Below are 13,069 nucleotides of genomic sequence, written 5' to 3'. Positions count from 1 at the left end.
ACACCCAGAAAAATCCTCCCTTTCGAGATCGCGCTTAACGAATGGCCGTTATTGGGCGCCCGGATCGCCAGCCTGAACGTCCGGATGTGGGCGAAAGCGACATGGATATCCTCATCGTGCGGTCGCTCCGAGCGTTGCTGCTTGCGGCAATCGGGTCGGCGTGTCGTTTCGGATCGTAAGGGTGACGTGCTGGATTATGCGGGGCATAAGCCGCCGCATGACCAGTATGATCGCCGTCGATAGCCCGGTTCCCGCGCCTGCTCCCGCGTCAGTCGCAACGTCGGTCACCGAGTTCGGCGCGGAATCGGTGAGGGCCCGGCCATGGCACGCATGACCAAAACGCGCGTGCGGATCCTGTTGCAGCGGCATGCGCCGAGTGCGCTCGTCTGGCGGCGGCGCGTTGCGATCCTCGGCGGGGCGATCATGATCGGTATCGTCGCGCTCGGGTTCGCGGCGGCAGCGGATCGTGCGGGCGAGGCGTTCACCGACATCGTCGCGCGCTGGTGGTGGGCGCCGCTGCTGATGACGCCCGTGGGCTATGCAGCGATCGCGTGGATCACGCTGCGGGTCGCCCCGGCGGCGCGCGGATCGGGCATCCCGCAGGTCATGGCGGCGACGCGCGATCCCGATCATGCGATGACCGGGCTGGTCTCCGCGAAGACGGTCATCGTCAAGCTGGTGCTGACGATCGGGACGCTGTTCGTCGGCGCCTCGACCGGGCGCGAGGGGCCGACGGTGCAGGTCGCCGCGTCGATCATGGGTTACGCACACCGCGTGATGGCGATCCCATTGCGTGCGTCGGTGTTCATCGCCGGTGGCGCGGCGGGCGTCGCCGCGGCGTTCAACACGCCACTCGCCGGGGTCGCCTTCGCGATCGAGGAACTGGCCGCCGCGTACGAACAGCGGATGACGCTGCTGGTGATGACCGCGGTGCTGATCGCGGGAATGGTCAGTCTCGGGCTGTCGGGGGACTATGTGTATTTCGGGGTGATGCGGCAGACGCTGAACGTCCGCGAGACGCTGCTCGCGGCGCCGGTCGCGGGTATATTGGGGGGCCTGGCGGGGGCGCTGTTCTCGCGGTCGGTGATCGCGACCGGGCGGACGCGGCTGGCGCCGGTGGCGTGGCTGCGCGCGCATCCGACGCTGTTCGCCGGCGGGCTCGGGCTGATCGTGGCGATTATCGGCGTCGCGAGCGGGCTGACCTGGGGCACCGGATACGGCGCGGCGCGCGGAATCATTACTGGTGGCGACGTGCCGCACTGGTTCGGCGCGGCGAAGTTCGTCACGACGCTGGCGACCGCGGTGTCGGGCATGCCGGGCGGGATCTTCGCGCCGTCGCTGTCGGTCGGGGCCGGGATCGGCGACATGCTCCGCAGCATCTTCCCCGATTATCCGCCCGGCGCGATCGTGCTGCTGGGGATGGTCGCGTATTTCACCGGCGTGGTCCGCGCACCGCTGACCGCGGTGATCATCATCTCCGAGACGACCGCGAGCCGCGGGCTGATGATGCCGCTGGTCGCTTCCGCGCTGATCGCCGATTTCGTCGCGCAGGCGGTGTCGAAGGAGCGGCTGTATCATGTACTGTCGGCAGGATTTTTGCGCAAGGACGGGGTTGCAGTGGCGGTTGCAGGGCATGAAGGTCCGACTGCCGACCCCGACGATCGCGGGCGCTGAGCGCCGCGCCGTCGGGGACCGACAGCGCCGGTTCAGACCGCACGGTCTAGGCGCGCATCCGAAGCTCGAAATCTGGAATCACGTCGCGCATGGTCAGGAGTTGGATAGGGCAGGTGGTGGCCTGCGCGGCGCTTTCGCTGATCGGGACGCCCGCGGCGGCTGAACAGGCCGCGGCGCCGTCTACGCAGGCCGCCGCGCCAGTTGTGCAAGGCGCACCGGTCACGCCAGCCGCGCCGGGCGTGCAATTGCCGGTCGACGCGGCGATGCAGGACGCGGCGGTCTATGCGCAGCGGTTCGGCGTGCCGCTCGATACCGCGATGCACCGGTTGCGCGCGCAGGCGGAGAGCGTGGCGACGACCGATGCGCTGCGGACGGCGTTCGCGGATCGCTGGGCGGGCGTCGCGATCGAGCACCAGCCGGACTATCGGATCGTCGTGCTGCTGACCGGCACCGATCCCGTGTCCGATCGCATGATCGCGGCGGGCGGGATCGTCGTGCCGATCGTCTTCCGTACCGGCGCGGGCGCGACGCGGGTGGCACTGCTCGCTGCGCTGTCCAAATATCAGGCGACGATCCGCCAGTCGCTGCCGCATCCGCCCGGCATGGGTGTCGACCAGCGGACGGGCGAGCTGGTCGTGGTGATCTCGTCGGGCGATGCCGATCTGGACCGCGGCGGCACGCTGCGCGCGCGGATCGCGGCGCTGACCGGGGTGCCCATCCGGATCGAGGTGCTCGACCAGCAGGCAACGACGATGGCCGAGCAGATCGGCGGTCCTGCGCCTTTGCCCGACTCGACCGTTGGCGCGATCGCGAGCGAACCGATCCGGGGTGGCGCGCGCGTCATCGGCAAGGTGGATGGCAAGCGTTACGCGTGCACGACCGGGTTCACCGTGACCGATGGCACGCGCTACGGCGTGGTGACCGCGGCGCATTGTCCGGACACGCTCGCCTATGTCGATGCGGAACGGCACGAATGGCCGCTCGACTATGTCGGGCAATGGGGGTGGGGCTATCAGGACGTGCAGGTGAACGTCGCGCGCGGTCCGCTCGGGCCGTTATTCTATGCCGATACCGCCAAGACGCTGGCGCGCCCGGTCGTCACTTGGCGCTATCGTACTAGCACGCGCGCGGGCGACTTCGTCTGTCATCGCGGCGAGCGAACCGGCTATAGTTGCGCGCTGATCGCGATGGTCGATTTCGCCCCCGCGGGCGACCTGTGCGGCGGCGCGTGCCTGCCGACCTGGGTGGCGGTGGAGGGGCCGACTTGCCGGGGGGGAGACAGCGGCGCGCCGGTGTTCGAGGGGACGACCGCGCTCGGGATCGTCAAGGGCGGGACGTATGCCAAGAACGGGACGTGCCTGTTCTATTATTACATGTCGATCGACTACCTGCCGCCGGGGTGGACGCTGGTCCATCAGCCCGCGGCGGCGCCTCTCATGGTTCAGCCTTTGCCCACGGTCGCCGACACCGCGCGCTGATCGGCGGGGAGCAGCGCGCGCGCGGTCTTGTAGCAATCCTCGACATGCGCATTGCCGATCAGCTTCATCGCGCCGAAGCTGATCGTCGCGGCGACCGCCGAGCCCGCGAACGGCACGAACTTGGCGATCGAGCCGGCGGCGACACGCGTCGCGATCCGGCGCAGCAAGGAGGCGACGATCCGTTTCGTCACCATCCGGCCGATCATCGTGTTGCCGAGACTCGACGCCATCACCAGCGCCTGCTGCGCGAGATGCGGCTCGAGTTTCTGCACCTGATCGTGATCGAGCCCGAAGCGGTTGCTGATCTGCGGCAGCAGCTTGGTCAGCAGGCCGATATCCGCGACCAGATCGGCGCCGGGGATCGGCACCACCGCGGCGCCCGCCGAGAGCATCGAGCGCGTCGTGACGAGGCGTTTGCAGTCGTCGCGGACGCGGTCGAGTTCGGCGATGGTAGCGATCATGATGGTATGTTCCTGACAATAGTGGCCCGACAACGCACCGCACCCGTGCTGGTGCCATCGGGGGGCATCAGAGGGCGATCGGGACTGGTGGTGCGCGCAAAAGCCGGTAGGACCGGCGCAAACAACGGCACAAACGAACGGTGGAGACGGATATGGCTGGGCAGACAATAGGCGTGATCGGCGCGGGGCAGATGGGTGCGGGGATCGCGCAGGTGTCGGCACAGGCGGGATACCGCGTGCTGCTGGCCGACGTGTCGCTGGACGCGGCCGGGAAGGGCAAGGCGGGGATTGCCAAGGCGCTCGGCCGGCTGGTCGAGAAGGAGAAGATCGCGGACGAGGCGCGCGATGCGACGCTCGCGCTGATCGAACCGGTCGCGAGCGTGGCGGACATGGGCGACTGTGCGATCGTGGTCGAGGCGGCGACCGAGCGCGAGGGCGTCAAGCGCGCGATCTTCGCCGAGGTCGGCAAGGTGCTCGGCCCGGACGCGATCCTGGCATCGAACACGTCGTCGATCCCGATCACACGCCTCGCACAGGCAGCGCCCAATCCGGCGCGGTTCATGGGGGTGCATTTCTTCAATCCCGTGCCGGTGATGCGGCCAATCGAGCTGATCCGCGGCCTCGCGACGTCGGACGCGACGGTGGCGGCGGTCGAGTCATTTGCGGAAAAGCTCGGCAAGCAGGTGGTGCATGCCAACGACGCGCCGGGCTTCATCGTCAACCGCGTGCTGATGCCGATGATCAACGAGGCGTGCTTCGCGCTCGGCGAAGGCGTGGCGAGCGTGCGCGATATCGATCTGGCGTGCCAGCTCGGGCTGAACCATCCGATGGGGCCGCTGACGCTGGCCGATTTCATCGGGCTGGATACGTGCCTGGAAATCACGCGCGTGCTGTTCGAGGGGACGGGCGATCCGAAGTTCCGACCGGCGCCGGTGCTGGTGAAATATGTCGAGGCCGGGTGGTTCGGGCGGAAGACGAAGCGCGGGTTTTATGATTATTCGGGCGCGGAGCCCGTGCCTACGCGGTGAGGGGGGAGCGCTGCGCTAGCTGGTGTCTGGGCCGTGAAGTTTCCAGACAGGTCTCCGTCGATCGGAAATGGACCCAGTAGGCGTTCACATTCTGCATTTCTTCCCTGAGACCGGTGCTTGCCCGACCAGTGTCTTTGCCAACCACGATGTGTTGGCGAAGATTGTGCGGGGGTGAGTAATGGTCAAAATTCAGGGGCGGATATGTCAGATAGAGCGATTGGCGTAATTAGCGGTGCGGCGGACAGCGACATTAATTTTTCGTGGTTTAGACACGAATTCATGGTCGACAATGGCTTGAAGGACACCCTTAAGTCCGGTCATGTCGTAATCGATACCGCCGATAAGCTTGATCAGTATCTGTATACTTACGGACTCATGATCGAAAGCCAATGGAAAAAGGTGGGCCCCCTCCTGGGTGACGTCAAGCAACCAACTGTATTAATCGATTACGGGTGCGGGCAAGGACTGGCCGGACTTCTACTGAAAGACCTTACCCAAGGTCGCTTGTTCGGCGCGGTGCGGGATATCCTCCTGATCGAGCCGTCCGCCGTGGCATTGGCTCGGGCGGAAGCGCTGTATCGGCGCATTGCCCCGAATGCGACGGTGACTATTGTCTGCAAGCGCTTCGATGCGCTGAGTGAGAGTGACGTTCCCGATAGTCATGCGGGTGAGACCCTGCACGTCTTCTCCAACTCTCTGGACGTGCTCGGCTTCGATCCGCTGAAATTGCTGGCGAAGACGATGCGGCCGGGGGCGCACACGATCATTTCGACAAGCCATGATCGCACGTTTAATGGCGGAACGCCGCAGATCGAACGCGTCAGGGCGGCATTTGACAATCAGTCCATGCCCTTTGACCTAACTATTCAACAGTCGACACTGAAAAACTTCACGTGCGACAATCCCAGTCAGTCCAAGGGCGTGGTATGGCTGTGCCAGTTGGAGATTGAAGATGGCTGATCTGTTTGCGCCAGCGACCCAGGCGGTTCCATTCGTCCTCCCTACGGAGGATGGCTTCGATGCATCGTGGAACGAACGGTGGAGCGGCTTCGACGTCACGGTGCCAGGAGGCGAATTCTTCTACGCGGAGCATTTCTTCAGCAAAGCATGGAGCGACCGCACATTTGCCTATCTACAGGAGAATGCACGCGGAGACTGGCGCTCGATCGACTGGCGTACCGTACCGGGCGATGCGCTAGATCAAATCGGTTTCACGAACATCCGCTGGAAGCAGGACAGCCTGAAGCTCTACGGCAAATCGATCGCCCTACCGCGGCTGACGGCCTGGTACGGCGATCCGGGGGCTGCCTATACCTATTCCGGTATCAAATCGGAACCAAACCCCTGGAATGACGGCCTGCTCCATCTCAAGGGGCGCATCGAGGAATTGGTCGGCACCGCGTTCAACAGCGTCCTTCTGAACTGGTATCGCGACGGTAAAGACAGCCTGAGTTGGCACGCTGACGACGAGAAGGAATTAGGCGTGGACCCAATTATTGCGTCGGCAAACTTCGGCGCGACCCGGGACTTCCAACTCCGCCACAATGGTGATCATAAACAAAAAATCACGATCCCGCTCAAGCATGGAACGCTGCTGGTCATGCGTGGTGCGCTTCAGCGAAACTGGAAGCATGCGGTGCCAAAGCGCGCAAACGTTAATGGCTCGCGGTTCAATCTGACTTTTCGCAGCATCATGGATGACCGCAGTGAGCCACCGAGACATCCTATAAAAGGTGCAAGCGCACGGCTGAGTTGTTCTTGAGCCAATTAGGCTAATTTTCTTGACAGCGTCGCGCTCGTTTGGTACATAACGGGAACGTTGAAGAATTACGAGTCGGGCCGGTTGGTCCGAATGACGAGAGCCGGGACGATCGGGGTGAGAGCCTTGGCGTTGCCGGCTTTTCGTGTTCGGCCAGTTGCGCGTGGGTTGGCAACGACGGCGACGGGTTGGGGGAGGGCAGGCGGTATGGCGAAGCGGGTGGGGGTGGCAGTCAAGCAGACCTATACGGTGGTGACGGGCGGGAGCCACCGGGTCGTGCAGGTCCGGAGGGTTCGGCCCAACGGGTGGACGCCGGCCAAGCGGAAGAGGTTTCTCATCGCGCTGTCGATGACGTGCAACGTGACCTCGTCGTCAGCCGCGGTGGGCATGAACCGACATAGCGCCAGCGAGCTCAAGCGGCGTGATCCGCTGTTCGCGGCGCAGTGGGCGGAGGCGCTGACGAGCGGGTACGAGCGGCTCGAGGAGGGGCTGCTGGCCGCCGCAATCGCGGGGCTGCACGAGGCGACGGCCCTGCGCGAGGGAACGGGCGCTGCGCTACACGACGAAGAGGGCGTCGACATCCAGGATGATATCGATGCCGGCGTCGGCACCGATGTAGGCGGTGGGTTCGGGGGCGGGTTCGGCCCCAGGTCCGACATCGTTGCAAGCATCGAGTCGGCGACGCGGCTGGTTCCGCTTGCGGGCATGCAGGCGGTGCAGGTGGCGCTGGCCTTGCTGGCGCGTCGCGCGGCTGGCGGCCTCGGCAGCGGTGGTCAGCGCGGGCGCGGGCGCAAGCCGCACCGGCGCGCGACACAGGCGGAAACCGATGCCTCGATCGCGAAGAAACTCGATTCGCTGGCACGCCGACTGCGCGCATCGGCGCAGGGCGGTGAGGCGTGACCGACGATCGATGCGGCGATCCGGTCGGCCCCGACGAGACGGAGGCGCCGCCGCATTCGCCGGACGCAGCCCCCTCGGACACATCAGACGCGGAACCCCGCGCGACATCATGCGGGGAGCCATGTGGGGAGTCGGATGGCGCGCGCGACGTGATCGCCGAACTGGCGGTGCTGCCGGCGGCGCAACGGGCGATGCTGATCGGGTCGCTGAGCGCCGCCGAGCGCTATGAGCTGCACGATCGCTGGGAACGCTGGGCGCATCCCGGGCAGCATCTGGCCGACCGGGGGGCGGAGAATACAGCCGATGACTGGCGGATCTGGGTGATCCTGGCGGGACGCGGGTTCGGCAAGACGCGCGCCGGGGCGGAGTGGGTGAGCCAGGTGGCGCGCGACAATCCGGGGGCGCGGATCGCGCTGGTCGGGGCGACCGTCGACGATGTGCGGCGGGTGATGATCGAGGGGGAGAGCGGGTTGCTCGCCGTCGCGCGCGATGACGAGGATCCGGTTTGGCGGGCTGGCTTGGGGGAGTTGCGGTTTGCCAATGGGGCTTTGGCTTCGGCGTATTCGGCGGAGGCGCCGGAGGGGTTGCGCGGGCCGGAGCATCATGTGGCGTGGTGCGATGAGGTCGCCAAGTGGCGCAACGGGAATGCGACGTGGGATAATCTGATGATGGGGCTGAGGCTGGGGACGCTGCCGCGGATCGTGGTGACGACGACGCCTAAGCCGGTGGCGTTGCTGCGGCGGATATTGGCGCTGCCGGGGGTGGTGCGGTCTCAGGGGCGGACGCGGGATAATGTGCATCTGCCGGTGAGCTTCGTGGAGTCGATGACCGCGTCCTATGCGGGGACGCGGTTGGGGCGGCAGGAGCTGGACGGCGAGCTGATCGAGGATGTCGTGGGGGCGCTTTGGACTCGGGAGCTGGTGGAGTCCCGGCGGGTGGCTTTTGCGCCTGCCGTCGTGCGGGTTGTCGTTGGGGTGGATCCTCCGGCCGGGAGTGTGTCGGGGGGGCCTGGGGATGCTTGTGGGATCGTGGTGGTGGCGCTGGGGGATAACGGGTTTGCGTATGTGCTGGAGGATGCGAGCGTTTCCGGGGCGTCTCCCGAGGGGTGGGCTCGGGCGGTGGCCGAGTGCGCGGCGCGGCATGGGGCGGATCGGGTGATTGCGGAGGCCAACCAGGGGGGGACTATGGTGGGGAGCGTTCTCTCCGGCGCGGACCGGGCGATGCCGGTGAAGCTGGTGCATGCGTCGCTTGGGAAGGTGGCGCGGGCGGAGCCGGTGGCGGCTTTGTATGAGTCCGGGCGGGCTTGGCATGTGGGGGCTTTTCCGGCGCTGGAGGACGAGCTTTGCGGGCTGATCGCTGGCGGGGGGTATGAGGGGCCGGGGCGGTCGCCGGATCGGGCCGATGCGCTGGTTTGGGCGATGACGGAGGTGATGCTGGGGCCGCGGGCGCGGGTTTCGGTGCGGGTGCTTTAGGTTTGGCCCTCTCCCTGTCGGGGAGAGGGAAGGAGGAGCGCTTGCGACGGGAGGGTGAGGGGCTTTGGGGCGGGTGTTCCTAGCCTCATTCCCCTCTCCCTCCCACGCGCAAGGGCGCGCGGGCCCCTCCCTCTCCCCGGAGGGGCGAGGGAAATTCAGGAGAACATCATGAAATTGTTCGGGTGGAAATCCGGGCGCGATGAGTCGCGGCCGGTGTTGTCTCGGTCTTCGGCGGCCGGATTCGGGGGCGCGATCGGGGGCTCGGCGTTTGGCGAGTGGCCGCGGAGTTACGAGGCGCAGGTGCGCGAGGCGTATCTGGATAATCCGATAGCGCAGCGGGCGGTCAAGCTGGTGGTGGAGGGGCTGGGGAGCGCGCCGATCGTCGCGTCGGATCCGGCGTTGCTGGCGTTGGCGACGGTGCGGTCGGGCGTGCAGACGCTGATCGAGACGGTGGCGGCGCACCTGATGCTGCACGGCAATGCGTATGTGCAGGTAATGCGCGACGTCGAGGGCGGGGCGGCGGAGCTCTATGCGCTGCGGCCCGAGCGGGTGACGGTCGAGCCGGATGCCAGTGGGTGGCCGGCGGCTTATCGGTACCGGGTCGGGGAGCGGGTGGCGCGGCTGCATGCGGATCCGGTTCGGCCCGAGGTGATCCACCTGAAGAGCTTCAATCCGGTCGATGATCATTATGGGCTGGGGTGCCTGGGGGCGGCTTCGGGGGCGGTGGCCATCCACAATGCGGCGGCGCGGTGGAACAAGGCTTTGCTCGATAACGCGGCGCGGCCTTCGGGGGCGCTGATGTACGATCCCAAGGACGGCGCGACGCTGTCGACCGAGCAGTTCGAGCGGTTGCGGGGCGAGCTGGAGGCGTCGTTCTCGGGGGCGGGGAATGCGGGGCGGCCGATGCTGCTGGAGGGGGGGCTGAGGTGGCAGGCGTTGAGCTTGTCGCCCGCCGACATGGATTTCGTCGGGACCAAGGCGGCGGCGGCGCGGGAGATCGCGCTGGCGTTCGGGGTGCCGCCGATGCTGCTCGGGCTGCCGGGGGACAATTCGTACGCGAATTACCGGGAGGCGAACCGGGCGCTTTGGCGGCTGGCGATCTTGCCGCTGGCGACCGCGGTGCTGGGCGGGATCGCGCAGGGGCTGGCCGGGTGGTTCGAGGGGGCGGCGATCTCGGTCGATCTCGACCGGGTGCCGGCGCTGGCGGAGGATCGCGAGCGGCTTTGGGGGATGGTGAGCGGGGCTGGCTTTCTTAGCGATGCTGAGAAGCGGGCGCTCTTGGAAATTCAGGAGGTGGTGTGATGGATGGGGCGGTTTTGGCGCAGTTGATGCGGCAGGGGGCTGAGCGCGGTGTCGACCTGGTGACGCTGCGGGCGATCGTGGAGGAGGCGGGGGAGCTGGGGGCGGCTCGGGCCTTGGCGCGGGTGGCGTTGAGCGACGAGCGGGCTCGGGAGGATGTGGCGGAGTTGCGCGAGCTGCTGGCGGCTTGGCGGGATGCGAAGCGGTCGGTGTGGAAAGCGGTGGTTGGGTGGATCGCTCGGTTGGCGATGGCGCTGATGCTGGCGGGGCTGGCGGTCAAGCTGGGGTTTGCCGCGTGGTTGAAGTGAGTGTGGCGTTTGCCGGGTATGCGGCGGTGTTCGATGTTGTCGATCGGGCGGGGGATGTGATGCGGCGGGGGGCTTTTGCCGGGGCTGGGGTGGTGCCTTTGTTGTGGCAGCATCGTGGGGGGGCGGTTGGGTCTCTGTCCGTCGTTTCGGAGGATGCGCGGGGGTTGCGGGTCGAGGGGGTGGTTGCGGACCCGGAGCTGGCTCGGCTGGTGCGGGCTGGGGCGGTGGCTGGGTTGTCTGTCGGGTATCGGGCGACGTCTGTGCGGCAGGGGGTGCGGCGGGAGTTGCTTTCGGTGGACCTGGTCGAGGTTAGTCTGGTGGCGGTGCCTATGCAGGTTTTGGCTCGGGTCGAGGTGGTGCCGTAGCGGCGTTTCCCTCTCCCTGTCGGGAGAGCGAGGGAGGAGCCCTTGCGACGGAAGGGTGAGGGGGAGTTGGGGCGGGTGTTCCGTGCCTCACTCCCCTCACCCTCCCACACGCAAGCGCGTGCGGGCCCCTCCCTCTCCCCGGAGGGGCGAGGGAATTTTAGTTTCATGAGGCGTCCTGCGGGGCGCCTTTTTTCGTTTCACGCGAGGAGATGGACATGAGTGTTGTTGACCGGCCGGTTTTGGCGGGGGCTTCCCCCTTGGCGCAGAATGCGGCGTTTGCGGGGTTCGTTCGGACTGGCGCTACGCTGGAGATGAAGGCGTTTACCGGGGTGACGGGGGATGCCGGCGGGTTTGCGGTGCCGCGGGAGATCGATGCTCAGATCGATACGTTGCTGAAGGCGGTGTCGCCGATCCGGTCGATCGCCAATGTGGTGAAGGTGGGTTCGGCTGGGTATCGCAAGCTCGTCACCACGGGCGGTACGCCTTCCGGTTGGGCGGCGGAGAATGCGGCTCGGCCGGAGACCGCTTCGCCGGTGTTCGTCGAGATCGCGCCGCCTACGGGGGAGCTGTATGCCAATCCTTCGGCTAGCCAGGCGATGCTGGATGACGCCGCTTTCGATGTCGAGGAGTGGCTGGCGGGCGAGATCGCGATGGAGTTCGCGAAGGCCGAGGGGGCGGCGTTCGTGTCCGGGTCGGGTGTGTCGCGGCCGAAGGGGTTTCTGACGTCGGCTACTGCGGCGACCGCGGATGGGGTTCGGGCTTTCGGGACCTTGCAGTATCTGGCTAGCGGGACGGCTGGGGACTTCTCGGCGAACCCGCAGGAGCGGTTGATCGATCTGGTTCAGTCTTTGCGCGGGCCTTATCGGCAGGGGGCTAGCTTTGTCATGAACGCGGCGACTCTGGCGCGGATACGGAAGTTCAAGACGACGGATGGGGCGTTCGTCTGGGCGCCTTCGCTGGCGGCTGGGGTGCCGGCTACGCTGCTCGGGTATCCGGTGGTGGAGGCCGAGGACATGCCGGATATCGCGGCGAATGCGCTGGCGATCGCGTTCGGGAATTTCCGCGCAGGCTACATCATCGCCGAGCGGACCGAGACGGGGATCCTGCGCGATCCGTATTCGAACAAGCCTTTCGTGAACTTCTACGCGACCAAGCGGGTTGGTGGATGCGTGACGAACTCCGAGGCGATCAAGCTGATGAAGTTCTCGGTGGCTTGAGATCGTCCCTCTCCCCGTCGGGGAGAGGGAAGGAGGAGCACTTGCGACGGGAGGGTGAGGGGTGGTTGGGATTCACGTCCTTAGCCTCACTCCCCTCTCCCTCCCACGCGCAAGGGCGCGCGGGCCCCTCCCTCTCCCCGGAGGGGCGAAGGAAACAGGAGAAGTTCCATGGGTGGGTCGGCGATTTCTGCCGGGGTGATCGCTGAGGTGGTCGTCGCGGCTAGGGCTTTGTTGCGGGTGGAGAGCGGGGAGGATGTCGTGCTGGCGCGGTTGGCGTCGACGGCTTTGCTGCTGGGGGAGGCTTTTCTGGGGGCGGCGGTGATCGTGCGGCCGTTCGAGGATGTGGTGACCAGTGCGGCGGGGTGGCGGCGGTTGCTGGTCGCGCCCGTTACCGTGATTTCCGGGCTGACCGGGTTGCCTGGCGAGGGGGCGCCGTTCGTGTTGGCGGTCGGGGCGTATGCGGTCGATATCGATGCGGATGGGGTCGGGTGGGTTCGGGTTCTTGCCGCGGGATCGGCCGGGCGGGTGGCGGTGGCGTATTCGGCTGGGCTGGCCTTGAGTTTCGAGGCGGTGCCGGCGCCGATCGCGCAGGGGGTGGCTATGCTGGTCGCGCATCTGTTCGATCACCGGGAGAGCGATGTCGCGCCGCCGGCGGCGGTGGCGGCTTTGTGGCGGCCTTATCGGCGGATGCGGTTGGGCCTCGAGGTGCATTCGTGAGTGCGCGGGTGGTCTTGCAGGCGGCGGTCGTGGCTCGGCTGAACGCTGTGCTGGATGTGAGCGTGTTCGATGCGCCGCCGGTGCGCGGGGGGCTGCCTTATGCGGTGGTCGACGAGCCCGTTCTGTCGGACTGGAGCACGAAGACCTGGGTCGGACGCGAGGGGCGCGTTCTGCTGACGCTGTTCGATGGGGGGGAGCGGCCGGTTCGGGCGCGGGCTCTGCTGGCGGTGGCGGAGGAGGGGTTGGAGGCGCTGCCGCCCGATCTTGGTGAGGGGTGGCGGGTGGTGCGGCTGGCGCTGGTGCGGTCTCGGGTGCTGCGGGTCGGGGATCGGTGGCGGGGGACGTCGGAGTTTGTGGTGCGGATGTACCGCGAGAGCTGAGTGGAACGGTT

14 protein-coding genes are annotated in these 13,069 nt (G+C 66.8%); 13 read left to right on the top strand and 1 reads right to left on the bottom strand.

Annotated elements, in window-relative coordinates:
- Nucleotides 1-321: 321 nt before the first annotated feature.
- Nucleotides 322-1,674, top strand: a complete 1,353-nt coding sequence (locus C8J47_RS18765; RefSeq protein WP_121886965.1) for a chloride channel protein — start codon at nt 322-324, stop codon at nt 1,672-1,674.
- 116 nt (nt 1,675-1,790) lie between these two features.
- Nucleotides 1,791-3,152, top strand: coding sequence for a S1 family peptidase (locus tag C8J47_RS18760; RefSeq protein ID WP_259467663.1), 1,362 nt, complete (start codon nt 1,791-1,793; stop codon nt 3,150-3,152).
- On the opposite strand, the gene C8J47_RS18755 is transcribed toward C8J47_RS18760, so the two are convergent.
- The gene (locus C8J47_RS18755; RefSeq protein ID WP_121886963.1) at nt 3,116-3,613 is read right to left on the bottom strand and encodes a hypothetical protein; all 498 of its coding nucleotides are present in this window, start codon (nt 3,611-3,613) and stop codon (nt 3,116-3,118) included. The two genes, C8J47_RS18760 and C8J47_RS18755, sit on opposite strands and share 37 nt — an antisense overlap.
- Before the next feature lie 152 nt (nt 3,614-3,765).
- Here C8J47_RS18755 and C8J47_RS18750 point away from each other — a divergent pair, with 152 nt between their 5' ends.
- The 11 genes from C8J47_RS18750 (at nt 3,766) to C8J47_RS18700 (ending at nt 13,058) form a co-directional block, all read left to right on the top strand.
- Entirely contained in the window at nt 3,766-4,641 is an 876-nt protein-coding gene (locus C8J47_RS18750; protein WP_121886962.1) for a 3-hydroxyacyl-CoA dehydrogenase NAD-binding domain-containing protein, read from the top strand.
- A 201-nt stretch (nt 4,642-4,842) separates the two neighbouring features.
- Nucleotides 4,843-5,601 (top strand): class I SAM-dependent methyltransferase, encoded by a 759-nt coding sequence (locus C8J47_RS18745; protein ID WP_147454378.1) that lies wholly within the window; start codon nt 4,843-4,845, stop codon nt 5,599-5,601.
- Nucleotides 5,594-6,403 (top strand): alpha-ketoglutarate-dependent dioxygenase AlkB, encoded by an 810-nt coding sequence (locus C8J47_RS18740; RefSeq protein WP_121886960.1) that lies wholly within the window; start codon nt 5,594-5,596, stop codon nt 6,401-6,403. Before C8J47_RS18745 ends, C8J47_RS18740 begins: the two co-directional genes overlap by 8 nt.
- Nucleotides 6,404-6,625: 222 nt before the next feature.
- Complete coding sequence (locus C8J47_RS18735; RefSeq protein WP_147454377.1) at nt 6,626-7,300, top strand: hypothetical protein; 675 nt, start codon at nt 6,626-6,628, stop codon at nt 7,298-7,300.
- A 191-nt stretch (nt 7,301-7,491) separates the two neighbouring features.
- Complete coding sequence (locus C8J47_RS18730) at nt 7,492-8,772, top strand: DNA-packaging protein (RefSeq protein WP_121886984.1); 1,281 nt, start codon at nt 7,492-7,494, stop codon at nt 8,770-8,772.
- A gap of 168 nt (nt 8,773-8,940) precedes the next feature.
- Nucleotides 8,941-10,074, top strand: coding sequence for a phage portal protein (locus C8J47_RS18725; RefSeq protein ID WP_121886958.1), 1,134 nt, complete (start codon nt 8,941-8,943; stop codon nt 10,072-10,074).
- Nucleotides 10,074-10,379 (top strand): DUF6127 family protein, encoded by a 306-nt coding sequence (locus tag C8J47_RS18720; protein ID WP_183129183.1) that lies wholly within the window; start codon nt 10,074-10,076, stop codon nt 10,377-10,379. Before C8J47_RS18725 ends, C8J47_RS18720 begins: the two co-directional genes overlap by 1 nt.
- Nucleotides 10,283-10,744 carry an HK97 family phage prohead protease gene (locus tag C8J47_RS18715; RefSeq protein WP_310886147.1) on the top strand — a complete coding sequence of 154 codons (462 nt, stop codon included), beginning with the start codon at nt 10,283-10,285 and terminating at the stop codon, nt 10,742-10,744. Before C8J47_RS18720 ends, C8J47_RS18715 begins: the two co-directional genes overlap by 97 nt.
- Nucleotides 10,745-10,959: 215 nt before the next feature.
- A complete protein-coding gene (locus C8J47_RS18710) occupies nt 10,960-11,961 on the top strand; it encodes a phage major capsid protein (RefSeq protein WP_056485257.1) in 1,002 nt (333 codons plus the stop codon).
- A gap of 168 nt (nt 11,962-12,129) precedes the next feature.
- Nucleotides 12,130-12,678 (top strand): hypothetical protein, encoded by a 549-nt coding sequence (locus C8J47_RS18705; RefSeq protein WP_121886956.1) that lies wholly within the window; start codon nt 12,130-12,132, stop codon nt 12,676-12,678.
- Entirely contained in the window at nt 12,675-13,058 is a 384-nt protein-coding gene (locus tag C8J47_RS18700; protein ID WP_183129182.1) for a DUF3168 domain-containing protein, read from the top strand. The genes C8J47_RS18705 and C8J47_RS18700 overlap by 4 nt, the downstream gene beginning before the upstream one ends.
- Nucleotides 13,059-13,069 lie beyond the last annotated feature (11 nt).

It is taken from the genome of Sphingomonas sp. PP-F2F-G114-C0414 (assembly GCF_003688595.1).
Classification (GTDB): domain Bacteria; phylum Pseudomonadota; class Alphaproteobacteria; order Sphingomonadales; family Sphingomonadaceae; genus Sphingomonas.
This window is presented reverse-complemented; position numbering and strand designations above follow the sequence as displayed.